Here is a 22,002-nt window from a genome sequence, read left to right on the forward strand (position 1 = left end):
CCGGCAACTACCCGGCCGGCGGTGCCCAGCGGCTGATAATGGCCCGCAACTCATCCCGCTGGTAAGGCTTGGTCACATAGTCGTTCATGCCGGACGCCAGGCAGTGTTCCCGGTCTCCCTGTAAGGCATTGGCGGTTACCGCTATAACCGGAAGATCCGCCCATTTCGGGTTCTGCCGGATGGCACGGGTAGCCTCGAAACCGTCCATCACCGGCATCTGGCAATCCATCAGAATGATGTCGTAACGGCGGCTTTCCAGTGCCGCCAGTGCCCGTTCACCGTTCTCTGCCAGGTCTACCCGGTGCCCGAGTTTCTTCAGCAGGCCACTGGCAACCAGCTGGTTTACCCGGTTGTCTTCCACCAGAAGGATCGATAAAGGCCGGTCGCTTGCCCGTTCCGTGATGGCTTCCGGGGCCTGAGGTCTGGTGTCCGCTTCTGCCACGGCCAGCGGCAAGATGACCGTGAAGTGAGTGCCGGCCCCTTTGCTGGAATCCACCAGGATACGCCCGTGCATATGCTCAACCAGCTGCCGGCAAAGGGTCAGCCCCAGACCGGTGCCGCCATAAAGCCGTGTTGTGCCGGTATCGGCCTGGGAGAAGGGCGAGAAAATGCTTTTCAGCCCCTGCTCGGACATGCCAATGCCGGTGTCGATCACTTCGATACGCAGGCTGCCACCGGTCCAGCTGGTGCGTACTTTTACACTGCCGGTGTCGGTGAATTTGATGGCGTTGCCCAGCAGGTTATTGATGATCTGCCGGGTGCGGGTGGGATCACCCAGAAAGCAGGCGGGTAAGTCCGGATCGGTTTCGCTGATCAGCTGGATCTGTTTGCCTTCGGCCTGTTGGCGGTGCAGCGTGGTGCATTCGTCGATCAGCTTGCGCATGCTGAACGGTATGGTCTCCAGGCTTAGCTTTCCGGCCTCCACCTTGGAAATGTCCAGGATGTCGTTGAGCAGGCCAAGCAGGTTTTCCCCGGCATTCAGGGCAATTTCCAGGCGATTGCGCTGGCCCTGGTCTTTTTCGCTTTCCAGCGCCAGCCCCAGCATCCCCAGCACGCCGTTCAGGGGCGTTCGGATTTCATGGCTCATGCTGGCCAGGAAGTTGGCCCTCGTGCGGGCGCGCCGTACCGCATCCTCCTTTGCCTTGACCAGGGCCCGGTTACCCCGCTGAAGGGCGTCGTTTTTCTCGGAAATTTCCCGGGTCCGGTCCGCAACTTCCTGTTCCAGCTGGCTGGAATAGTTCTTCATGGTAGCTTCAGCCGTTCGCAGTTGCGAAACGCTGTTGTCCATGTTTTCCAGGTGTTCATTGATAATGCCCACCATGGTGCCGATCTCGTCTTCCCGGTGGTTTTCCGGAACCGGCAGGCGAACTTTTTCCGGGGAGCTGGCGTTTACCTGGCTCAGGGCGTTGATTACGTTGAGCATGGGGCGGGTGAGCACAAAGTAGAAAATGGCCAGCAACACCCCGGATAACGCCAGGCTTTTCAGTAGCCCGATAACCAGGGTGTAGGTGGCACGCTCAAGGAACCTTATGCCGTAGTGGTAGGTATCGATGGTGACCACTAGCTGGCCCAGGGGCAGGTCTGCCAGCTGGGGTACCCGAAGGCTTTCCCGGAACACCCGGTCTGCGCCGAACAACAGGTCGCTGGCCCAGCGGTAGCGGGATTCCGGGCTGCTTTCGCTGGAGGCCGACATGGTCTGGCCTTCGTTATCGATCAGCCGGGCATCGATGGCGGCCGGGTGCTGCAGCAGGCCGTCGAGGAGTTCATCGGCCAGCCGCATGTCTATGTTGTAGGCAATCTGCGACGCGGGGCTGTGGCTGGTTTCAATCAGGGCTTGGACTTCCCGCTCCATGGAATCGCGGGCGTCAAAATAATCCAGGGTAATCTGGATCAGGTTCAGTACCAGGCCTACGGCCATGGCAACCAGAACGGTGTCCCGGGTAAGGCGGTAGGAGAGCCGTTGCCTGAAACTTTTGAACACGGTGGTGGTGGATCCCTGGATAAGCGCGGTGTTTTGCGCCAGAGCGTAGCAGAATTCTCCGGATCAGTCCGTTAACCTGCGTAACCGCATCATCCCATTCATTTAATGAATCATATGATTCCTGTATATTGAAGCGGTGAATAGTCGGCCGGTTGTCGGGCCGAGAACCCCTGATGGAGTTGCCCATGGATATTTCCCGCGTAGACCTCAACCTGCTGGTGTACCTGGATGTGTTGCTGCGGGAGCGCAATGTGACCAAGGCCGCCAACCATCTGGGCATTACCCAGCCGGCCATGAGTAACGGCCTGCGCCGCTTGCGGGACTTGTTCGGCGATCCCTTGCTGGTTCGTACCAGCGAAGGCATGACCGCGACTGAACGGGCCCGGGAGCTGCAGCCCCTGGTGCGGGGGATCTTGTCGAACATCGAACAGGCGGTGCAGGAAAAGACGCCGTTTGCGGCCCACGACAGCCAGCGCGTGTTCCGGATCATGGCCAGTGACTACGCAGAATCCTGCCTGATGCCGAGGGTATTGCGGCGGATTCGCCAGGAAGCGCCCCATGTGACCCTGGATGTCCTGACCCCCAGTGATGTCAGCTTCCTGGATGTGGAGCAGGGCCGGCTCGACATGGCCATCAACCGCTTCGACAAGATTCCCCAGTCGTTTCACCAGAAAACCCTCTGGACCGAATACTTTGCCTGCCTGATGAATTCCCACAATCCGATCCTCAAGCAGCCGTTCACCCTGGACACCTACCTGGAAGCCAGCCATATCTGGGTCAGCAAAACCGGTTTTGGTGTGGGTGTCGGGGTAAACCCGAAAGATGTCCAGCGTTTGGGGTGGGTAGACGAAGCCCTGGGGCGGATGGGGCGTAAACGCCAGATTTCCGTGTTTACCCGCCATTACCAGGTGGCCATGTTGCTGGCCGAGCAGCACGACCTGATTGCAACGCTGCCGTCACGGGCGGCCTGGCTGCAGAAAGATAATCCGAACCTGGTGGTGAAGGTGCCGCCGTTCGAAATCCCGCCGTTCGAACTGAAAATGGCCTGGAGTCCCTTGCTGCAGCACAACAGTGACCATCAGTGGTTGCGCCGGCTGATCATTGAAGTGGCCGAGGAGGTGGATGAGGAGTTTGCGCCGTTCGGTGCCCGTTTCGAATCGCCCCAGGCAATCTACGGGCAACACTCAGAGCGGTAGTTCCCGCAGTTCCATGGAGGGGCGGGCGGCGTCCCACATGCGCTGGAAGGATTCTTCCATCAGTTTTACCCGGCCTGATGCGGCGAAGCCGGCAAAGCCGTCGGGTTTGTTGAAGTGGTGGCGGTAAAGAACCCCTTCACGGTCAACCAGCATGAACGGCTGGTCTTCCATCGGGTAGTCGGCGTTTACCAGCCTTAGCTCCATGCGGCTGCTCAGGCGACGCATCAGCTCAACCAGCTGGTGCCGGCGTTTCACCAGGGGTTTGTCGTCGTGGATCAGCAGGCGGACTTCGCTCAGGCGGTGTCGGCGGGCTACCGCAGAAATCAGTTCCCGCAGCCGGTAACGGTCATACAGGTCGTGGTCCAGCAGGTTGTCATACAGCCACAGGCGCTGGCCGGCCTGGCCCACCAGCGAATCCATCAGGCCGAGCATAGTGGCTTCGTCGTGGAACAGCCAGCTCTCGGTGTCGGCCCCGAGAATCAGCGGTTGGGTGCGGTCAGCGAGTGCCTGGTGGGCCAGCGAGGGCGCAAGGCAACGCATATCCAGGTGGGGGATGCCGGCGTCATCGTAGGGCTCGGAGCAAATATGGAAGCCGAAGCGCCCGTAGAAGCCGGTGGCGTGGTTCTGGGCTGATAGCCGAAGTTCCTGGAAGCGCCCGGCTGATTCCGCAACCAGGTGCCGCAGCAGCGCCTCGCCCACACCTTGGCCACGGTATTCCGGAAGCACAGCCATTCGCCCGATAAAACCGGTTTCTTCCATGGTGGAAAACAGCCGGGCGGTGGCCATGGGGGTATTGCCATGATCGACTGCCAGGTAATGATCGGCAATCTCGTCAGTGTCGTCCCACTCAAGCTCCGGCGGCACCTTCTGCTCATCGATAAACACCCGCTGACGGATGTCGCGGATGGAGGCAGGGGCCAGTTGCCAGCTGTATTTGCGAAATCTCGGAGTCATAGCTTACTCGAAGTACAACGAACCCTGGTTATACAGGTTGGTCAACAGGCCCAGCAGGGCCTCGTCACCGGCAAATTCGGCCAGGGCCGACATATCAATGCGGGCTCCGGCACACAGCAAGGGTGCCAGTAGCTGGGCATCGCCTTTCAGCAGGTATTGCTCACCATCCACAAACAGGGCGGTTTCACCGGCCAGTTCATGGTAGGCAAAGCGGGAGCCTTCGTTCCAGCGCAGCTGCTCGCCGGCGCGGATGGCTTCCGCCAGGTCTTCTGCTTCAGCGGGTTCCTCTGCCGGCACCACGATGTCCATGCTCTTGGGAGCGGTGGTGAACTGGCCGAACCACAGGGCCAGGTTGCGGCGGTCGCCCAGCTGTTCGCGGATTACCGTATCCAGCCGGTCGATAACCTCCGCACCGATGGTGCCCGGGTTGTCCTGAACCTGTAGGTCCGGGTCGTCCAGGTGTTCGGCGGCCTTTTCTTTCTGACTCAGGAAATCGGTAAAGCTGGTCAGGATGTCGTCGATGGTGGGCGCACGAAAGCCGACAGACAGGGTGATGCAGTCGTCTTCCGCCACACCGTGGTGGCCGATACCCGGGGGCAGGTACAGCATATCGCCCGGTGCCAGGGTGACGGTTTCTTCGCCGTCCCAGCTGCTCAGGATGCGCAGGGGCGTGCCTTCCACCCTTGGCGATGTGTGGTCGCAGTGGCCACCAAAGGTCCAGCGGCGATGGCCCTGGGCCTGCAGCAGGAAGACGTCGTACATGTCGTAGTGAGGGCCGACGCTGCCACCTTTCGGGGCGTAGCTGGCCATGATGTCATCCAGGCGCCAGTTGGGGACGAAACGGAAGTTGTCGAGCAGGTCGGCAATTTCCGGTACCCAGTGGTCCAGGCCCTGAACCAGCAGGGTCCAGTCCTGTTCCGGCAGGTCGCTGAAGCGATCCGGGTTGAACGGGCCGTTGTGCAGTTGCCAGGGTTTGCCTGCATCGTTCTCGATGACGATGCGGGATTCCACCGCTTCTTCACAAGCCAGGCCGGCCAGTTCGTCCGGGCTGACCGGGCACTGGAAACCGGGAAATGCCTGACGGATCACCAGGGGCTTTTTCTGCCAGTAATCCCGCAGAAATTCAGAAGCTGTAAATCCGCCAAGCATGTCCATGGTGTTGCTCCCGTTTAAATGTTGCCGGCCTGTTCGACGGCATTACCGATGTAGGTGTCCGGAGTCAGGTTGCGCAGTTCGGCCTTGGCTTCTTCCGGAATTTCCAGGGTCTCCACGAAATTCTTGATGACTTCCGCGCTCATGGTTTTGCCGCGGGTCAAGTCCTTGAGTTTTTCGTAGGGCTTTTCGATGTTGTAGCGGCGCATCACGGTCTGGATCGGCTCGGCCAGTACTTCCCAGGCGTTGTTCAGGTCTTCGTTCAGGCGCGCCGGGTTGATTTCCAGCTTGCCCAGGCCTTTCAGGGAGGCTTCGTAGGCAATCAGGCTGTGGGCGAAACCAACACCCAGGTTGCGCAGTACGGTGGAGTCGGTCAGGTCACGCTGCCAGCGGGAAATCGGCAGCTTGGCAGACAGGTGGCCGAAGATGGCGTTGGCGATGCCCAGGTTGCCTTCGGAGTTTTCGAAGTCGATGGGGTTCACCTTGTGGGGCATGGTAGAGGAGCCAATTTCGCCGGCCACCGTCTTCTGCTTGAAGTAACCCAGTGAGATGTAGCCCCAGATGTCCCGGTCGAGGTCGATCAGGATGGTGTTGAAGCGGGCAATGGCATCATACAGCTCGGCGATGTAGTCGTGGGGCTCGATCTGGGTGGTGTACGGGTTCCAGTCCAGGCCCAGGCTCTCGACGAACTCTTCGGCGTTGGCGGCCCAGTCTACATCCGGATAGGCAGACAGGTGGGCGTTGTAGTTGCCCACGGCGCCGTTGATCTTGCCCATGATTTCCACTTCACGAATCTGCAGCAACTGGCGGCGCAGGCGGTAAACCACGTTGGCCAGTTCCTTGCCCACGGTCGTGGGAGAGGCGGTCTGGCCATGGGTGCGGGACAGCATCGGCTGTTCGGCGTGTTCCTTGGCCAGCTCGGCCAGCTTGTCGACCACCTTTTCCATGCCTGGCAGCAGTCCATGGTCCAGTCCTTCGCGCAGCATCAGGGCGTGGGACAGGTTGTTGATGTCTTCGGAGGTGCAGGCGAAGTGCACGAATTCGGTCACTGCGTGCAGCTCGGGCACATCGGCGATCTTTTCTTTGATCAGGTATTCGACCGCTTTCACATCGTGGTTGGTGGTGCGTTCGATTTCCTTGATGCGCTCGGCATCGGCCAGGCTGAATTCGCTGACCAGCTTGTCCAGGAAGGCATTGGCTTCGGCAGAGAACGCCGGCACTTCGGTAATGGCCGGGTGTGCGGCCAATTGTTGCAGCCAGCGGATTTCGACGGTTACCCGGTTACGGATCAGGCCGTATTCACTGAAGATGCTGCGAAATACGCTGACTTTACTGCCGTAGCGGCCATCGACCGGGGAAATAGCGGTCAGGGCGGTGAGTTCCATCGAAAACCTCTCAGTTCATCAAAGAAAAATCGGATCGGGAAAATATGAAGGCGTTAATGATACACCAGAGGACGCTGCGAATCAGCGCAGCAGCTCCCTGGCGTGCAGGATCACTTTCTTGCGCTTGAAGATCAGTTGCCAGCGGTGGCCGCCACTCTGGCGCCAGAGTACAGCCGAACGGATGCCGGCCAGCAGCAGGGCACGGACTTTGTGCTGGTTGTCTTCCCGCTGCAGCATGTTGGGGTTACCGCTGACCTGGATGCGCGGGCCCAGGGTACTGATGGTGTCGCTGTATACGGATGCCAGGTTGCTCAGCAGGTTGCTGTGGGTGTAACCGAAATGGCTGGCGGTGTGGCGGGCCTGCTCAATGCGGTTGCCGAGCACATCCATTACATCGCCCTTGCGCTTGAGCTTGGATTCCAGGTGAATCAGGTTCAGCACATAGCGCAGGACCTCTGCGTCCTGCGGACGGGCTTGCTGGGCGAATACGGTCGACAGCACCTGCAGGCCATCGCGGATGTCGGACAACTCGCCACCGTAAACATCCAGCGTGGTCTCAGGATCTGTGGCAAACAGCGAGCGGATGCAGGTTTCCATGGCCGCTTCGTTGCAGTAGCCGGTGTGGGCAATTTCCCGCACCAGCGCGGCTGCCTGAAAGATACCCGCCAGGGCCAGGGTCTGGTCGTGCAGGGAACGGCTCATGCGTCGGCTTCCGCAGCCAGGCGGGCGGGCAGGGGCTCGCCATCGCGCCAGGTTTCTTCAATCACACCGCCACCGAGACAGATTGCGCCTTGATAGAACACTACAGATTGCCCGGGGGTCACCGCACGCTGGGCATCGTCAAAGACTACCTTCACGCCTCCATCGATGATCGTGACTTCGCAGTCCTGGTCCGGCTGGCGGTAACGGGTTTTGGCCTTGCACCGGAACTGCTGCGCCGGCGGTTCGCCTGCGACCCAGTCGATGGCGCCGGAGACCAGGCCCCGGGAAAACAGCAGCGGGTGGTTCTTGCCCTGAACGGCGATCAGCACGTTGCGGGACAGGTCTTTTTCTGCCACGTACCAGGGTTCATCGCCAAACTCCGCCAGGCCGCCAATGCCAAGACCCTGGCGCTGACCAATGGTGTGGTACATCAGTCCCTGGTGCTTGCCGATCACCTTGCCGTCCGGCGTTTCAATGTTGCCGGGCTGGGCCGGCAGGTATTGCTTCAGGAAGTCGGTGAACTTGCGCTCGCCGATGAAGCAGATACCGGTGGAATCTTTCTTGTCGTGGGTTACAAAACCCTGGGCTTCGGCAATGCGGCGAACTTCCGGCTTTTCCAGCTCGCCCACCGGGAACAGGGTGCGGGCGATGCGGTCGCCGGAGACGGCGTGCAGGAAGTAGCTCTGGTCTTTGTTCGGATCTAGTCCCTTCAGCAGTTGCGCTTTGCCACTGCCATCGTTGAGGGGGCGCTGGCGGGTGTAGTGGCCGGTGGCAATGTAGTCGGCGCCCAGGGTGACGGCGTAATCCAGGAAAGCGCGGAATTTTACTTCCTTGTTGCACAGGATGTCCGGGTTCGGGGTGCGCCCGGCGCTGTATTCGGACAGGAAATGCTCGAACACCCGGTCCCAGTATTCGGCGGCAAAGCTGGCGGTGTGCAGCTTTATACCGATGGCATCGGCCACCGCCTGGGCATCGGCCAGGTCTGTCATGGCAGTGCAGTACTCGGTGCCGTCGTCTTCATCCCAGTTCTTCATGAACAGGCCTTCCACCTGGTAGCCCTGGTCTTTCAGCAACCAGGCAGCTACGGAGGAGTCCACGCCGCCGGACATGCCGACGATCACGCGGGTGTTCTGGGGAGTCTTGGGTTCTGCAGTCTGGGTCATTGGTTTTCCGGGTTACCGCTGAAAAGGGGCGATTTTACCATCTTGTGGCGGTTACGTCTGTCCGTCGACCACCACTTCAAGGGGGAATCGCCGGCCGTTTCGGTAATCCTCGATGCACTGCAGCACCAGCGGGCTGCGCAGCCGGGTGCCCAGGTTGCGGATTTCGTCCAGGGTAAGCCAGTGCGGGGCGATAATGCCGGTATCCAGCTCGGTGGTGATTTGCCTGACGGCTTTGGCGGCGTAACAGAAGCGGTAGTAGGTAACGCCGTTGGCCGGGGCCTTGTAGGTGTAAACGCCAAGGAAGGACTCCGGCTCAACCTGCCAGCCGGTTTCTTCCAGTGCTTCGCGCCGGACTGCATCCAGAATGGCTTCGCCTTCCTCGATATGCCCGGCAGGCTGGTTGAAAACGACCTTGCCGTGGCTTTCCTCTTCAACCAGCAGAAAGCGGCCCTGTTCGTCTTCGGCCACAACGGCCACGGTGGCATGGGGTTTCCAGGTCATTTTCGGCTTGGCCTCCTGTTGGTCGTGCGGCGCCCGGGCTTGGCCTTGCGCGGGTTTTGCTTGCCAGCCGGCGGAGTGTCTGGCAAGTGAATGGTTTCAAGGCGGAAATGGCCGGGTTTCAGGCCGTCCAGTGTCCAGTCCCCTATCCGGTAGCGGATCAGTCTCAGGGTAGGGTAGCCCACGGCGGCTGTCATGCGCCGCACCTGCCGGTTACGGCCTTCGGTAATGGTGAGTTCCAGCCAGCTGGTGGGGACGGATTCACGGTAACGCACCGGAGGTACCCGGGCCCAGACCTCCGGTTCTGCTATCCGCCTGGCGCTGGCGGGGCGGGTCAGGCCGTCTTTCAGTTCGACACCGCTGCACAGTTGTCCGATTGCATCGTCGGAGATCTCCCCTTCAACCTGCACCCAGTAGGTTTTCGGCATTTTGTTGGTGGGGGAGGCAATCCGGTGCTGCAGCGCGCCGTGGTTGGTCAGCAGCAACAGGCCTTCGGAGTCATAGTCCAGCCGGCCGGCGGGGTAGAAACCGGGCTTTTTAATCCATTGGGCAAGGGTTGCGCGGGGTTGTCCGGCGCGGTCATCGGTGAACTGGCTCAGCACCTGGAAAGGTTTGTTGAACAGAATCAGCTCGGCCATGCACGGTTCCTGTTGGTAATACGGAGGAGTGGCAAGCCTAAAGGATTCGGAATTCCGGAAAAAGCACAAAAAGACACGGCCTGCCGGCTACCCGGCAGGAATCGGGGAAATAATCGCCGCGCCTGTCTCAGCCGTTCACAGCTCTCGGAGGATACCCCGAGTGGCCTGACAGCCCGCTATCCGGGGACTCGCCGCCTTGCCCGGACTCCTGGCCCGGTTCCCGCTTTGCTGGCGCTTCATCGGGTACGATGTTGATGGCGTGAACGCCTTTTTCGACCGGCTTTTTGTCGAAGGTGACCGACTGGCCTGCCTTCAGGGTTTTATAACCCTCCATCTGTACCGAAGAAAAATGGGCGAACAGATCGTCACTGCAGCCGTCTTCGATAATAAAGCCGTATCCCTTGGCGTTGTTGAACCATTTGACTTTGCCTCTTGGCATGATGAACTCCCTTGTTCCCTGTCTGTCTTATTATTGGATTGAGCGTTGTGCGAGTGTTGCTTCTGGTTACATAAGTCTTGCGTTTATTTACATTGTTTTACAATGCAGGTTAACTCTCTGCCAATCCGGCGTCTGAGTCAAGAGTTCTGACGGGGTGAATGAGTGGTTGAAGCAGGTCTGGAAGCTGTATCATGTCCGTATTGATAAATAACGCACGCTTGCTCCGCTTCCGGCTTGAAAAGCCGCAGTCGGGCAACCACATTTAGTCAGGAAACCGAATAACCGGTAAACAGAACCATGCGGACAATTAAGAATTCTCTACTAGTATTCAATCAGGGGGAGGACGAACAGCCAGGGCGCCATGAGGGGGTCAGTGTTGCGCCTGAAAAGCCTGCCCTGAAGCGCCCGGCCCGATTCAGGGTGGTGCTCCTGAACGACGATTACACACCCATGGACTTCGTGGTGGAAGTATTGATGAAGTTCTTCGGAATGAATGAGGAAAAGGCGACGCAGGTGATGCTGCTCGTCCATACGCAGGGAAAAGCCGTATGTGGGGTATATACCCGTGACATCGCAGAAACAAAGGCGGCACAGGTGAATCAGTATTCTTCGGAATGTGAGCATCCGCTCCTTTGTGAGATTGAACGTGCTGACTGATAGACGGCGGGGTGGCCCATGCTGAGCAAAGATCTTGAAATTACGCTGAATACGGCCTTCAAAAATGCCCGGGACAAGCGTCATGAGTTTATGACCGTGGAGCATTTGTTGTTGGCCCTTCTCGACAACGAATCGGCGGTGGGCGTTCTCAAAGCCTGTGGTGCAGACCTCCAGCGGCTCGAGGAAGAGCTGGTCGAATTCGTGGATTCAACCACACCTCTGATACCGAGCACCGACAGCGAACGCGAAACCCAGCCGACACTGGGCTTCCAGCGTGTGCTGCAGCGGGCGGTATTCCATGTGCAGTCTTCCGGCAAGAAAGAAGTCACCGGCGCCAACGTACTGGTGGCGATTTTCAGTGAGCAGGAAAGCCAGGCGGTGTACGTGCTGAAGAAGCAGAACATTGCCCGGATCGATGTGGTCAACTTTGTCTCCCACGGAATTTCCCGGGTACAGGGTGCAGAAGACCAGGACGGTTTGGATCATTCCGCCCACGAAGAAGCCGGAGAAGAAGGCAGCCAGTCCAGCCCGCTGGACAGCTACGCAACCAACCTGAATGAACAGGCACGGCAGGGCCGGATCGACCCGTTGATCGGCCGCGAGCACGAAGTGGAGCGGGTGGTGCAGATCCTGGTGCGTCGCCGCAAGAACAACCCCTTGCTGGTGGGCGAGGCCGGTGTCGGTAAAACCGCCATCGCCGAGGGCCTGGCCAAGCGCATTGTTGACGGCCAGGTGCCGGATATCATCTCCGATGCGGTGGTGTATTCCCTCGATATGGGCGCGTTGCTGGCCGGTACCAAGTACCGCGGTGATTTCGAAAAGCGCCTGAAAGGCCTGCTGAGCGACCTGAAAAAACAGGATCATGCCATCCTGTTTATCGACGAGATCCACACCATCATCGGTGCCGGTTCGGCATCCGGCGGTGTGATGGATGCCTCGAACCTGCTCAAGCCGATGCTCAGTTCCGGCGAACTGCGCTGCATCGGTTCGACAACGTTCCAGGAGTTCCGGGGAATCTTCGAGAAAGACAGCGCCCTGGCCCGTCGCTTCCAGAAAATCGATGTGAACGAGCCGAGTGTTGAAGATACCTACCAGATTCTCAAAGGCCTGAAGCCGAATTTCGAGAAACACCACGACCTGACCTACACCGACCAGGCTCTGCGCGTGGCTGCAGAGCTGGCAGACCGGTACATCACCGACCGCCACCTGCCGGACAAGGCCATTGATGTGATTGATGAAGCCGGTGCCCGGCAGCGGCTGCAACCGGAAGACAAGCGCAAGAAAACCATCGAAGTTTCGGATATCGAAGACGTGGTGGCGAATATTGCGCGCATTCCGCCGAAGAACGTTTCCACCAGCGACAAAGACCTGCTGCGTAACCTGGAGCGGGACCTGAAAATGGTGGTGTTCGGGCAGGATCCGGCCATCGAATCCCTGGCTACGGCCATCAAGCTGGCCCGCGCCGGCCTGAAAGCACCTGAGAAGCCGGAAGGTGCCTTCCTGTTTGCCGGTCCGACCGGTGTTGGTAAGACGGAAGTGACCAAGCAGCTGGCCAAGGTTCTGGGCATCGAACTGGTTCGCTTCGATATGTCCGAATACATGGAGCGCCATACCGTATCGCGGTTGATCGGTGCGCCTCCGGGCTATGTCGGTTACGACCAGGGCGGCCTGCTGACCGAGGCGGTCAACAAGCATCCGCACTGTGTGTTGCTGCTGGATGAAATCGAGAAGGCGCACCCCGAGGTGTTCAACCTGCTGCTGCAGGTGATGGACCACGGTACCCTGACCGATAACAACGGCCGCAAGGCGGATTTCCGCCACGTGATCCTGGTGATGACCACCAACGCCGGCGCCGAGAGCATGGCTCGCCGCTCCATCGGCTTCAGCGAGCAGGACCATAGTACTGACGGCATGGAAGTGATCAGCAAGACCTTCACGCCGGAGTTCCGTAACCGCCTGGATGGCATTATCCAGTTTGCCGACCTGCAGAAGGCCACCATTACCCATGTGGTGGACAAGTTCCTCACCGAGTTGCAGGCGCAACTGGATGAGAAACACGTGGTGTTGCATGTGGATGAGGCTGCCAAGGTGTGGCTGGCCGAGAAGGGTTACGATGTGACCATGGGCGCACGCCCGATGGCGCGTCTGATCCAGGACAAGATCAAGCGGCCACTGGCCGAGCAGATCCTGTTCGGAAGCCTGGCAGAGAAGGGTGGGGATGTGTTCATCCACCTGAAAGGCGACGAGCTGGTGTTCGAGTACGAGAACGAGCCGGCAGAAGCCCTCTGAAGCAACAAAAAAGCCCCGCACTTGCGGGGCTTTTCAGATGTCACTCGAGCAGATTAACGGGCGCGGTATACGATGCGGCCCTTGCTCAGGTCATAGGGAGTCAGCTCAACCTTGACCTTGTCTCCGGTCAGGATGCGGATGTAGTTCTTGCGCATTTTTCCTGAGATGTGGGCAGTCACAACGTGGCCGTTGGACAGCTCAACGCGGAACATGGTGTTGGGAAGGGTGTCGATAATAACGCCTTCCATTTCAATGACATCTGATTTCGCCATTCAGTAGAAACCTCGTTCGGAATGCTTTTCGGTGATTTTAAATTGCGCAATTCTGCCTGAATTCTTGCCGTTTGGCAAAAGTCAGTCTGATTGCAGTTCTCGCCAGTGCCCGTCGCGCAGCGCTTCGATGGGTTTGAAACGGGTTTTGTAGTTCATTTTACGGCATTCCCGGATCCAGTAACCCAGGTACAGATGGGGCAGGCCGCGGCGCCGGGCTTCTTCAATCTGCCAGAGTACGGCAAAGGTGCCCAGGCTCCGGTCTTCCAGTTCCGGAGCAAAAATGGTGTAGATGGCGGACAAGCCGTCATCCAGCAAGTCGACCGCCGCCAGGCCGGCCAGTTTGTCTCCCAGGGAAATTTCCAGGAACCAGGAGTCGGTGGCACCGTCTACCAGAAACGAAGTGAACTGTTCCCTGGAGGGCGGGTACATATCGCCATCGCGGTGGCGTTCTTCGATGTAATGGGCGTACAGCCGGTAATAACGCTCGCTGAAAGCGGCGGGCACCAGCCGGCACGACAAGTCTTCATTCTTGCGCAAGACACGGCGCTGGTTACGGTCCGGCTGGAACTGATCCACTTTAAGGCGTACCGGCACGCAGGCATTGCAATGTTCACAGTGTGGGCGGTAATAGTGGGAGCCACTGCGCCGGAAGCCCAGTGCAGTCAGTTGGCTGTAGAGTTTCTTGTCGACGTTGGCCCTCGGGTCCACAAACATGGTGGTGGCTTCGCGATCCGGCAGGTAGCTGCAGTCGTGGGGCGGCGTTGCGAAGAAGACCAGCGTTCTGAGATTGCTCATTCATTCCTCCGGCCCGGGCCAGCGCCAGTTGAAGGCCCAGTCTTCCTTTTCCGGTTTTTGATCCACGTACTTCCCGAGTATAGATAAAAACTCGCCCCTGGGAATAGTTCGCGCACCCATGCTGAGCAGATGGTCGCTTTCGACCTGGCAATCCATCAGTCTGTAACCCCATTGTGCCAGCTGGCGGGCCAGGTGCACCATCAAAACCTTGGAAGCATTGGTTTCCAGGGAAAACATGGATTCACCGAAGAAGCAGCGTCCCAGGGCAATGCCGTACATACCCCCGGCCAGCTCGCCGTTGCGGTTCCAGACTTCGATGGAGTGTGCGGTGCCGTGCCGGTGCAGGTCGGTATAGGCCTGGATCATGTCGTCGGTAATCCAGGTGCCTTCGGCGCGGGTGGTGGCACACAACCGGATGATGCGGCTGAAGCATCGGTCTGCGGTAACCTCGAACCGGTGCTGGTTCAGGGTGCGGCGCAGGCTGCGGGATACGTGGACTTCGTCCGGAAACAGGACGCAACGGGGATTTGGGGACCACCAGAGAATGGGCTGGTCGTCGCTGAACCAGGGGAAGATGCCGTTCCGGTAAGCCAGCAGGAGCCGGCCCCGGGACAGGTCGCCACCCACGGCGAGAAGACCGTCCGGATCGTCCAGTGCTTCGTCGGCCGGAGGGAACCAGAGTTCCTCCGGCTCCAGCCAGGGTAGAGAGGCCATTCCGTGTCGGCCGTTTAGTCCTGCTGGTCCAGGAATTTCTCGGCATCCAGGGCGGCCATGCAGCCGAAACCGGCGGAGGTGACAGCCTGGCGGTAAACGTGGTCGGCTACGTCGCCGGCGGCGAATACGCCTGGAATGCTGGTCTGGGTGGCCATGCCGTTCAGGCCGGACTGGATACGCAGATAGCCGTTGTCCATGTCGAGCTGGCCTTCGAACAGGCTGGTGTTCGGCTTGTGGCCGATGGCGATGAATACGCCGGCCAGGTCGATGTCCCGGGTGCTGCCGTCTTCGGTACTCTTGATGCGCATGCCGGTTACACCGGTGCCGTCGCCCAGTACTTCATCCAGGGTGTGGTTCCAGACGATCTTCACGTTGCCGTTCTCGGCCTTTTCGAACAGCTTGTCCTGCAGGATTTTCTCGGAGCGCAGCTTGTCGCGGCGATGCACCAGGGTCACTTCATCGGCAATGTTGGACAGGTACAGGGCTTCTTCAACGGCGGTGTTGCCACCACCGATCACAGCGACTTTCTGCTTGCGGTAGAAAAAACCGTCGCAGGTGGCGCAGGCTGACACACCCTGGCCCTTGAACTTCTCTTCGGATTCCAGGCCCAGGTACATGGCGGAGGCACCGGTGGCGATGATCAGGGCATCGCAGGTGTACTCGCCGTTGTCGCCCTTGAGGCGGAACGGACGGTTCTGCAGGTCGGCTTCATTGATGGTGTCGTACACGATGCTGGTTTCGAAGCGCTCGGCGTGCTTCTGCATGCGCTGCATCAGTTCCGGGCCCTGAACGCCATCGTTGTCGCCCGGCCAGTTGTCCACGTCTGTGGTGGTGGTGAGCTGTCCACCCACTTCAATGCCGGTAATCAGGGTCGGGTTCAGGTTGGCGCGGGCGGCATAGACTGCTGCGGTGTAACCTGCGGGGCCGGAACCAAGAATGATCAGTCGGGAATGCTGTGTTTCGCTCATGGGAATCTCGCTGGTATGTGATATGTAATCTGGATGTATGAGGCCGGAGCCGGATTATTCAAGTACCGAGACCGTGGTCAGCAGCTGTCGCACCCGCTCCTTGCTCTTGCCGGATTCGCCCTGCTCAAGCCGGTGCTCAGCCACGGAGGGGAACACTGCCTGGACGTCGTCTGGCAGCACGTGGTCACGCCCTGCCATCAGCGCCCAGGCCTTGGCGGCCCTTAACAGCCCGAGGCCGGCTCGCGGCGACAGGCCGTAGACCAGGCCAGGCATGCGCCGACTTTGTTCAAGCAATCGCTGCAGATAGTCCAGCAGGGCAGGGCTGGCGCTGACTTTTTCGACGGCGGCCTGAGCTGCTTCCAGTTCAGGCTGGGGCAGTATGGCTTGCAGCCGCCCGGTGATGGCCCGGCGGTCTTCGCCTTCCAGTAACTCTCTTTCTGCTTTCGGATCCGGGTAGCCCAGCTGCAGGCGCATCAGAAAACGGTCGAGCTGGGATTCCGGCAGCGGAAAGGTGCCGCCCTGTTCAATGGGGTTCTGGGTGGCAATCACAAAGAACGGAGAGGGCAGTGGCCGGGTTTCGCCTTCAATGGATACCTGGCGCTCTTCCATGGCTTCCAGCAGCGCACTCTGGGTGCGGGGCGAGGCCCGGTTGATTTCGTCTGCCAGCACCACCTGGGCAAAGATCGGGCCCGGGTGAAACACCAGGCTGCCGGCCTCCCGGTCGTACATGGAATAACCCAGAACATCCGCCGGTAGCAGGTCGTTGGTGAACTGGATGCGTTGATAGCTCAGCCCCATGATCTTCGCCAGCGCATGGGACAGTGTGGTCTTGCCCATGCCCGGAATGTCTTCGATCAGCAGGTGGCCGCGAGCCAGCAGGCCACACAGGGCCAGGCGGATCTGGTTGTCTTTGCCCAGCAAGATCTTGTTGAGCTCGGCAACCACGCTGTCCATTTTCTGTTTCATGCAGGCCTCAGTCCCGTACCCGTTTGAGAATGTCGTCGTAGGCATCAATGCGCCGATCCCGAAGATACGGCCAGATACGCCTGACGGATTCAGTCCGGTCACGGTCCAGCGTGGCGGTCAGAATGCATTCGCTTTCATCGTCGGCCCGGGCCAGGAACTCACCCTGCGGCCCGCAGATAAAGCTGTTGCCCCAGAAGCGGATGCCGTCGCCCTGGCCGGATGGGTCGGGTTCTGTGCCCACTCGGTTGGGGGCAATCACCGGCAGGTTGTTAGCCACCGCGTGGCCCCGCTGAACAGTCACCCAGGCTTCCAGCTGGCGGGCCTGTTCGTCGGCTTCGTCGGTAATATCCCAGCCGATGGCCGTGGGATAGATCAGGATTTCCGCGCCAGCCAGCGCCATCAGGCGGGCGGCTTCCGGGTACCACTGGTCCCAGCACACCAATACCCCGAGCTTGCCGACGGAGGTATTGATCGGGGTAAAGCCGCTGTCGCCATTGTTGAAGCGGGCGTCGCCCGGGGTGAAATAGAACTTTTCGTAGAAGCCCGGGTCGTCCGGGATGTGCATTTTCCGGTAGATCCCGGCCAGGCTGCCGTCGGTATCAAACACCACCGAGGTGTTGTGATACACCCCGTTCATCCGGCGCTCGAAGATAGAGCCTACCAGCACAATGCCCAGCTCCCTGGCCAGCTCCGACAGGCGGTTGCTGGTGGGGCCCGGAATGGGTTCGGCGAGTTCGAAAACGGCGGTGTCTTCGGTCTGGCAAAAATACAGGGTGGCGTGCAGTTCCTGAAGTACCACCAGTTGCGCACCCCCGGTGGCGGCTTCCCTCACCAGTTTTTCGGAGGTTGCCAGGCTGGCGGCTTTGTCGTTACTGCACTTTTGCTGGATAGCAGCGATTTTCAGCTGGCTCATAGGGAAACGACTCCGGCAGGAATCTGCATGGTGACACAGTGCAGGCTGCCATGCTGGTGGATCAGTGGACGGCAGTTAACGGGAATGATTTCCCGCTCCGGGAAGATCTCACCCATGATGCGAATGGCTTCCGGATCTTGCGGCACATCGTAGACCGGCAAAAGAACTGCATCGTTGATAATCAGGAAGTTGGCATAGGTGGCCGGCAGGCGCTCGCCCTCTTCGTCATAGATGGCATCGGGCCAGGGCAGGGCGGTCAGCTTGTAGGGGCTGCCATCCTGCTGGCGGAACTCCTGCAGTTCCTCTTCCATGGCGGCCAGGGCGCTGTAGTGTTCGTCTGCCACATCCGGACAGGTGACATAACAGATGTGGTCCGGGGCGCAGAAGCGGGCGAGGGTGTCGATGTGGCTGTCGGTGTCGTCGCCGGCCAGGTAGCCGTGGTTCAGCCACAATATGCGGTCTGCGCCCAGTAACTCGGAGAGCCGATGTTCGATGTCTGAGCGATCAAGGTCCGGGTTGCGGGTGGGGGTCAGCAGGCATTCGCTGGTGGCCAGGATGGTGCCCTGGCCGTCAGACTCAATGGAGCCGCCTTCCAGGACAAAATCCACCGCTTGCATCGGTGTCTTGCCGAATACGCCTGCATTGGCCAGGTGTCGGTTGAGGGCGTTGTCTTTCTCCCAGGGGAATTTGCCGCCCCAGGCGTTGAAGCTGAAATCCAGAAGCGTGGCGCTGTCAGCATCGGTAACGGTAATGGGGCCGTGGTCCCGTGCCCAGGTGTCATTGGCCGGGGCCGGTACGGCCACAACGCGGCCGGGGAGATGGTTGTCTTCAGCGTACTGGTTCAGTTCCTGCCCCAGCTTTTGCAGCCCGGCCACAAACTCGCAACTGATTACCAAATGTTCAAAGCGCAGTACCGCTTTGGCGATGTCGAGGAAGACCTGTTCTGCATCTGCCTTCATCCGGGCCCAGTCGGTTCCGGGGTGAGGCCAGGTCAACATTACTGCGCTCTGGGGAGCCCATTCCGCAGGCAACACTCGTCTGGAAGTCACTGTTATCTGCCACCTTGGTTCGCAAAAAGCAGTCATTCTATCTGACCGCTAAGGCAACGTCAGGACATGGGCAATGAAAAACCGGTGTATTGCCCCCGACCGGTTATTTGCGGCGCTTCATGACCGCATGGATAACCCGGTCGTGCTCCAGGTACACCACGAAATCCTGGTAGTGCCACTGGGTAATCGGTGGCTGGCCAACCGGGCCCCGAATCTCCATAGGGGCACCCCAACGGCCCTGCACGGAATCGCCGGTCATGCCGTTGGCCGGCAGTTTGACCAGGCTGCGGTCGGCCTGGCTGCCAACCGGGATGGTCAGTTGTTCTGCGTGGGCCTGGGGCAGGGCTGCAACCGCCACTGCTGCGGCTATGGTAAAGGCAGCGATCAGGTTCCGTTTGTTGTTCATAGATGGCTCTCCACTGATGCCGGAATGCTGTGGTGTGTCCACGGAATGTGTATAAAACGTAATATCCCGAAAATATTAGCAAAAGTCAGTATATTTTCGAGAGTTTATCCGGTTTGCCCCCGTGTTTTCAGTCATTGGATCACATCGGGGGCAGTTTTGCGGGCAGCCTGCCGGCCATGGGGCGGCGGGTGGTGCGGTTGCAACGCATTTTGATCCAAGGCGATAATGCGCGCCGGCATCTACCCCTCTGAAAGTGGCGACAGGCACCTCCTAATGTTCAGACCCTTATCATTTTATATAGGCCTGCGATACACGGCCGCCAAACGGCGCAATCACTTTATTTCCTTTATTTCCCTGACCTCCATGATCGGCCTTATGCTGGGTGTGGCGGTGCTGATTATTGTGTTGTCGGTGATGAACGGCTTCGACCGGGAGCTCAAGCAGAGAATTCTGGGCATGGTGCCCCACGCGACCATTCAGGGCGCCAATGGCCCGCTGGAAGACTGGCAGCAGATTGACCAGCTGGTGCAGGAACATCCCAGGGTGCTGGCGGCTGCGCCGTTTATCCAGGGGCAGGGCATGGTGACCGGTGGCGGCAATGTGCGCGGGGTGATGCTCAGCGGTGTTCTGCCGGAAGAAGAAGCCTCGGTTTCGATCATCGAGAACCACTTTATTGAAGGTGGGCTGGACGATCTCAAATCCGGTGAATTCGGCATCATTATCGGCCGGTTGATGGCCAACAGCCTGAGGTTGGCGATTGGCGACAAGCTGACGGTGGTGTTGCCCGAAGCGTCGGTGACTCCGGCCGGAGTGTTGCCCAGACTCAAACGCTTCACCGTGAAGGGTATTTTCAGTGTCGGCGCAGAACTCGATGGCAACTACGCCCTGATCCACATGGACGATGCTGCGCGACTGATGCGCACCGGAGGCAAGGCGGAAGGTGTGCGCTTGCTGGTGGATGATCTGTTTGCCGCGCCCCGTGTGGTTAACCAGGTGGCCCAGGAGCTGGGTGGCCGCTATTACGTATCCGACTGGACCCGCACCCACGGCAACCTGTTCCAGGCTATCCGCATGGAAAAAACCATGATCGGCTTGTTGCTGATGTTCATTGTGGCGGTGGCTGCCTTCAATATTGTGTCCACCCTGGTGATGGTGGTAACGGATAAAACGGCCGACATCGCCATTCTGCGCACCATGGGGGCCACTCCGGGCCGGATCATGCGCATTTTCATTATCCAGGGGGCGGTAATCGGCGTGTTCGGTACGCTGGTCGGCACCACCCTGGGCGTGCTGGGCGCACTCAACATCAGCGGCATTATTGCCTGGCTGGAAAGCGCCATGGGGCACCAGTTCCTGAGTGCGGATGTGTACTTCATCAGCTATCTGCCATCGCAGTTGCAGTGGCAGGATGTGTTTATTATCAGCGGTGCCGGCCTTGCCATGAGCCTGCTGGCAACGATTTACCCGGCCTGGCGTGCATCGCGGGTCGAACCGGCGGAGGCTTTGCGCTATGAGTGATGTCACAGCGAACGAGGCAGGCAAGCCTCTGGTGATCGACTGCTGGCAGGTAACCCGAACCTACAGTGAGGGCCCGGAGAAGCTCACGATTTTCTCTGACATCTCGCTGGAGGTGACGCCTGGAGAAACCGTTGCCATTGTCGGTAGCAGTGGCGCTGGCAAGACCACCTTGCTGAACCTGCTGGGTGGGCTGGACAAGCCCTCGTCCGGCCAGATCGAGATTTGTGGCCAGAACATTCACAAACTCTCGGAAGCCGGCCGGGCCCGCTTCCGTAATCGCCATCTGGGGTTTGTGTATCAGTTTCATCACCTGTTACCGGAATTCTCCGCACTGGAGAATGTGATGCTGCCCTGTGTGTTGGGTGGCTTGTCGCCGGCCCAGGCCCTTCCGAAAGCCGAAGCGCTTCTGGGGCGTGTGGGCCTGGCTGAGCGGCTTCGTCATAAGCCGGGTGAACTGTCAGGCGGTGAGCGCCAGCGCGTGGCCATTGCCCGTGCCCTGGTGAACGAGCCGGATTGCGTGTTGATGGACGAGCCTACCGGTAACCTGGACCAGCACACCGGTGAGGGGGTTCGGGCTTTGATCGAGGAACTGCGTGATCAGTCCGGCATCGCGTTCATCATGGTGACACACGATATGACCATGGCCCGGAGCCTGGGGCGGGTGTTGCGCCTGGAACAGGGCCGGCTGGTTCAGGAAGTCTGATTGCCGGGCGCGCGGTCAGCGCGCCTGGCTGTGCGTCTCTGGCGCCAGTCGGTGCGGATTTTTCGCCGCCACAGATACTGGATGCCCAGATAGGCGAGGCAGGCACAGAGGGTGGCGATGATCAGTGACCCCAGGTACAGCGGAATGCCGATGTCCACCAGGCGGTGGCTGATCCAGTGCCAGGTAAGTTCGAATTCAAAGTCGAGCACCGGGCGATCCAGCAGCCAGGCCCCGAGTTTGTAGTTGAAATAGAACATGGGTGGCATGGTCAGCGGGTTGCTGATCCACACCAGTGCCACCGACAAGGGCAGGTTAGCGTTGATCCAGATGGCACAGAAGGCCGCGGCCAGCATCTGGAAGGGCATAGGAATAAAACAGAACCAGACGCCGACCAGGAACGCCCGTGCTACGCAATGCCGGTTGATGTGCCACAGGTTGGGTTCATGGAGGATATCGCCCAGAAAGTGCAGCGAACGCATGGCGCGCACTCTCTCGGGGCTGGGCAAATACCGTTTCATGAACTTCTTCGGCATTGGAAGTTCGGCCTGTTGCGTTGCAGTGAAACACCACTGACAAACGGAAATTGTCAGCTTTTACCAGAGGAGGACAGGGAGTGTCCGGGCAAGTTCATAATGGCTGTGAGC

General features: G+C 59.5%; 23 protein-coding genes. 5 read left to right on the forward strand and 18 right to left on the reverse strand.

What is annotated here, in order from left to right:
• Window positions 1–7: 7 nt before the first annotated feature.
• Window positions 8–1,981 (reverse strand): ATP-binding protein, encoded by a 1,974-nt coding sequence (locus H3Z84_RS01275; RefSeq protein ID WP_199455979.1) that lies wholly within the window; start codon window positions 1,979–1,981, stop codon window positions 8–10.
• A 185-nt stretch (window positions 1,982–2,166) separates the two neighbouring features.
• On the opposite strand from H3Z84_RS01275, the gene H3Z84_RS01280 reads away from it, so the two are divergent.
• Window positions 2,167–3,177 (forward strand): LysR family transcriptional regulator, encoded by a 1,011-nt coding sequence (locus H3Z84_RS01280; RefSeq protein WP_058340040.1) that lies wholly within the window; start codon window positions 2,167–2,169, stop codon window positions 3,175–3,177.
• Here H3Z84_RS01280 and H3Z84_RS01285 read toward each other — a convergent pair.
• The 8 genes from H3Z84_RS01285 to H3Z84_RS17235 all read right to left on the reverse strand — a co-directional run bounded on the left by H3Z84_RS01285 (window position 3,166) and on the right by H3Z84_RS17235 (window position 10,108).
• On the reverse strand, window positions 3,166–4,131 hold the full coding sequence (locus H3Z84_RS01285) for a GNAT family N-acetyltransferase (protein ID WP_199455980.1): 966 nt from the start codon (window positions 4,129–4,131) through the stop codon (window positions 3,166–3,168). The genes H3Z84_RS01280 and H3Z84_RS01285 overlap by 12 nt on opposite strands.
• A 3-nt stretch (window positions 4,132–4,134) precedes the next feature.
• Entirely contained in the window at window positions 4,135–5,286 is a 1,152-nt protein-coding gene (locus H3Z84_RS01290; RefSeq protein ID WP_199455981.1) for a cupin domain-containing protein, read from the reverse strand.
• Window positions 5,287–5,300: 14 nt separating this feature from the next.
• On the reverse strand, window positions 5,301–6,668 hold the full coding sequence (gene purB / locus H3Z84_RS01295; protein ID WP_094624190.1) for an adenylosuccinate lyase: 1,368 nt from the start codon (window positions 6,666–6,668) through the stop codon (window positions 5,301–5,303).
• An 81-nt stretch (window positions 6,669–6,749) separates the two neighbouring features.
• Window positions 6,750–7,370, reverse strand: a complete 621-nt coding sequence (hflD, locus tag H3Z84_RS01300) for a high frequency lysogenization protein HflD (protein ID WP_022987994.1) — start codon at window positions 7,368–7,370, stop codon at window positions 6,750–6,752.
• Entirely contained in the window at window positions 7,367–8,533 is a 1,167-nt protein-coding gene (gene mnmA, locus H3Z84_RS01305; protein ID WP_094624189.1) for a tRNA 2-thiouridine(34) synthase MnmA, read from the reverse strand. The genes hflD and mnmA overlap by 4 nt, the downstream gene beginning before the upstream one ends.
• A gap of 51 nt (window positions 8,534–8,584) precedes the next feature.
• Entirely contained in the window at window positions 8,585–9,034 is a 450-nt protein-coding gene (locus H3Z84_RS01310; protein WP_199455982.1) for an NUDIX hydrolase, read from the reverse strand.
• Window positions 9,031–9,669, reverse strand: a complete 639-nt coding sequence (locus tag H3Z84_RS01315; RefSeq protein ID WP_199455983.1) for a pseudouridine synthase — start codon at window positions 9,667–9,669, stop codon at window positions 9,031–9,033. Before H3Z84_RS01315 ends, H3Z84_RS01310 begins: the two co-directional genes overlap by 4 nt.
• 127 nt (window positions 9,670–9,796) lie before the next feature.
• Window positions 9,797–10,108, reverse strand: coding sequence for a cold shock domain-containing protein (locus H3Z84_RS17235; protein ID WP_022987990.1), 312 nt, complete (start codon window positions 10,106–10,108; stop codon window positions 9,797–9,799).
• Window positions 10,109–10,405: 297 nt separating this feature from the next.
• Here H3Z84_RS17235 and clpS point away from each other — a divergent pair, with 297 nt between their 5' ends.
• Window positions 10,406–10,765, forward strand: a complete 360-nt coding sequence (gene clpS, locus H3Z84_RS01325; RefSeq protein ID WP_022987989.1) for an ATP-dependent Clp protease adapter ClpS — start codon at window positions 10,406–10,408, stop codon at window positions 10,763–10,765.
• A gap of 18 nt (window positions 10,766–10,783) precedes the next feature.
• On the forward strand, window positions 10,784–13,054 hold the full coding sequence (gene clpA, locus H3Z84_RS01330; protein WP_199455984.1) for an ATP-dependent Clp protease ATP-binding subunit ClpA: 2,271 nt from the start codon (window positions 10,784–10,786) through the stop codon (window positions 13,052–13,054).
• 53 nt (window positions 13,055–13,107) lie between these two features.
• Here clpA and infA read toward each other — a convergent pair whose 3' ends face one another.
• From infA to H3Z84_RS01370, 8 genes are all read right to left on the reverse strand, one after another.
• Window positions 13,108–13,326 (reverse strand): translation initiation factor IF-1, encoded by a 219-nt coding sequence (gene infA / locus H3Z84_RS01335; protein WP_014421226.1) that lies wholly within the window; start codon window positions 13,324–13,326, stop codon window positions 13,108–13,110.
• Window positions 13,327–13,407: 81 nt separating this feature from the next.
• A complete protein-coding gene (locus H3Z84_RS01340) occupies window positions 13,408–14,121 on the reverse strand; it encodes an arginyltransferase (RefSeq protein WP_199455985.1) in 714 nt (237 codons plus the stop codon).
• Window positions 14,122–14,835, reverse strand: a complete 714-nt coding sequence (aat, locus tag H3Z84_RS01345; RefSeq protein ID WP_199455986.1) for a leucyl/phenylalanyl-tRNA--protein transferase — start codon at window positions 14,833–14,835, stop codon at window positions 14,122–14,124.
• A gap of 14 nt (window positions 14,836–14,849) precedes the next feature.
• Window positions 14,850–15,803 (reverse strand): thioredoxin-disulfide reductase, encoded by a 954-nt coding sequence (gene trxB / locus H3Z84_RS01350; protein ID WP_094624185.1) that lies wholly within the window; start codon window positions 15,801–15,803, stop codon window positions 14,850–14,852.
• Window positions 15,804–15,857: 54 nt separating this feature from the next.
• The gene (locus H3Z84_RS01355) at window positions 15,858–16,769 is read right to left on the reverse strand and encodes an AAA family ATPase (protein ID WP_022989142.1); all 912 of its coding nucleotides are present in this window, start codon (window positions 16,767–16,769) and stop codon (window positions 15,858–15,860) included.
• 7 nt (window positions 16,770–16,776) lie between these two features.
• Window positions 16,777–17,682, reverse strand: coding sequence for a carbon-nitrogen hydrolase (locus H3Z84_RS01360; RefSeq protein ID WP_094624184.1), 906 nt, complete (start codon window positions 17,680–17,682; stop codon window positions 16,777–16,779).
• On the reverse strand, window positions 17,679–18,731 hold the full coding sequence (locus H3Z84_RS01365; RefSeq protein ID WP_323126998.1) for an agmatine deiminase family protein: 1,053 nt from the start codon (window positions 18,729–18,731) through the stop codon (window positions 17,679–17,681). The genes H3Z84_RS01360 and H3Z84_RS01365 overlap by 4 nt, the downstream gene beginning before the upstream one ends.
• A 103-nt stretch (window positions 18,732–18,834) precedes the next feature.
• The gene (locus H3Z84_RS01370) at window positions 18,835–19,137 is read right to left on the reverse strand and encodes a hypothetical protein (protein WP_199455988.1); all 303 of its coding nucleotides are present in this window, start codon (window positions 19,135–19,137) and stop codon (window positions 18,835–18,837) included.
• A gap of 273 nt (window positions 19,138–19,410) precedes the next feature.
• Here H3Z84_RS01370 and H3Z84_RS01375 point away from each other — a divergent pair, with 273 nt between their 5' ends.
• Both H3Z84_RS01375 and H3Z84_RS01380 read left to right on the forward strand, forming a co-directional pair.
• Window positions 19,411–20,655 (forward strand): lipoprotein-releasing ABC transporter permease subunit, encoded by a 1,245-nt coding sequence (locus H3Z84_RS01375; protein ID WP_199455989.1) that lies wholly within the window; start codon window positions 19,411–19,413, stop codon window positions 20,653–20,655.
• Window positions 20,648–21,358: an ABC transporter ATP-binding protein gene (locus tag H3Z84_RS01380; protein WP_199455990.1), complete on the forward strand. Its 711-nt coding sequence runs from the start codon at window positions 20,648–20,650 to the stop codon at window positions 21,356–21,358. The genes H3Z84_RS01375 and H3Z84_RS01380 overlap by 8 nt, the downstream gene beginning before the upstream one ends.
• On the opposite strand, the gene H3Z84_RS01385 is transcribed toward H3Z84_RS01380, so the two are convergent.
• Window positions 21,346–21,891, reverse strand: coding sequence for a DUF2062 domain-containing protein (locus tag H3Z84_RS01385; protein ID WP_022989136.1), 546 nt, complete (start codon window positions 21,889–21,891; stop codon window positions 21,346–21,348). The two genes, H3Z84_RS01380 and H3Z84_RS01385, sit on opposite strands and share 13 nt — an antisense overlap.
• Window positions 21,892–22,002: the final 111 nt, after the last annotated feature.

This window comes from Marinobacter sp. bablab_jr003 (assembly GCF_016464245.1).
Classification (GTDB): Bacteria; Pseudomonadota; Gammaproteobacteria; order Pseudomonadales; family Oleiphilaceae; genus Marinobacter; species Marinobacter vinifirmus.

Bases quoted from the DNA above. Each gene is read 5' to 3' on its own strand.
- H3Z84_RS01280 (WP_058340040.1), top strand. From the start codon at position 2,167: ATGGATATTTCCCGCGTAGACCTCAACCTGCTGGTGTACCTGGATGTG.
- H3Z84_RS01285 (WP_199455980.1), bottom strand. From the start codon at position 4,131: ATGACTCCGAGATTTCGCAAATACAGCTGGCAACTGGCCCCTGCCTCC.
- H3Z84_RS01290 (WP_199455981.1), bottom strand. From the start codon at position 5,286: ATGGACATGCTTGGCGGATTTACAGCTTCTGAATTTCTGCGGGATTAC.
- purB (WP_094624190.1), bottom strand. From the start codon at position 6,668: ATGGAACTCACCGCCCTGACCGCTATTTCCCCGGTCGATGGCCGCTAC.
- hflD (WP_022987994.1), bottom strand. From the start codon at position 7,370: ATGAGCCGTTCCCTGCACGACCAGACCCTGGCCCTGGCGGGTATCTTT.
- mnmA (WP_094624189.1), bottom strand. From the start codon at position 8,533: ATGACCCAGACTGCAGAACCCAAGACTCCCCAGAACACCCGCGTGATC.
- H3Z84_RS01310 (WP_199455982.1), bottom strand. From the start codon at position 9,034: ATGACCTGGAAACCCCATGCCACCGTGGCCGTTGTGGCCGAAGACGAA.
- H3Z84_RS01315 (WP_199455983.1), bottom strand. From the start codon at position 9,669: ATGGCCGAGCTGATTCTGTTCAACAAACCTTTCCAGGTGCTGAGCCAG.
- H3Z84_RS17235 (WP_022987990.1), bottom strand. From the start codon at position 10,108: ATGCCAAGAGGCAAAGTCAAATGGTTCAACAACGCCAAGGGATACGGC.
- clpS (WP_022987989.1), top strand. From the start codon at position 10,406: ATGCGGACAATTAAGAATTCTCTACTAGTATTCAATCAGGGGGAGGAC.
- clpA (WP_199455984.1), top strand. From the start codon at position 10,784: ATGCTGAGCAAAGATCTTGAAATTACGCTGAATACGGCCTTCAAAAAT.
- infA (WP_014421226.1), bottom strand. From the start codon at position 13,326: ATGGCGAAATCAGATGTCATTGAAATGGAAGGCGTTATTATCGACACC.
- H3Z84_RS01340 (WP_199455985.1), bottom strand. From the start codon at position 14,121: ATGAGCAATCTCAGAACGCTGGTCTTCTTCGCAACGCCGCCCCACGAC.
- aat (WP_199455986.1), bottom strand. From the start codon at position 14,835: ATGGCCTCTCTACCCTGGCTGGAGCCGGAGGAACTCTGGTTCCCTCCG.
- trxB (WP_094624185.1), bottom strand. From the start codon at position 15,803: ATGAGCGAAACACAGCATTCCCGACTGATCATTCTTGGTTCCGGCCCC.
- H3Z84_RS01355 (WP_022989142.1), bottom strand. From the start codon at position 16,769: ATGAAACAGAAAATGGACAGCGTGGTTGCCGAGCTCAACAAGATCTTG.
- H3Z84_RS01360 (WP_094624184.1), bottom strand. From the start codon at position 17,682: ATGAGCCAGCTGAAAATCGCTGCTATCCAGCAAAAGTGCAGTAACGAC.
- H3Z84_RS01370 (WP_199455988.1), bottom strand. From the start codon at position 19,137: ATGAACAACAAACGGAACCTGATCGCTGCCTTTACCATAGCCGCAGCA.
- H3Z84_RS01375 (WP_199455989.1), top strand. From the start codon at position 19,411: ATGTTCAGACCCTTATCATTTTATATAGGCCTGCGATACACGGCCGCC.
- H3Z84_RS01380 (WP_199455990.1), top strand. From the start codon at position 20,648: ATGAGTGATGTCACAGCGAACGAGGCAGGCAAGCCTCTGGTGATCGAC.
- H3Z84_RS01385 (WP_022989136.1), bottom strand. From the start codon at position 21,891: ATGCCGAAGAAGTTCATGAAACGGTATTTGCCCAGCCCCGAGAGAGTG.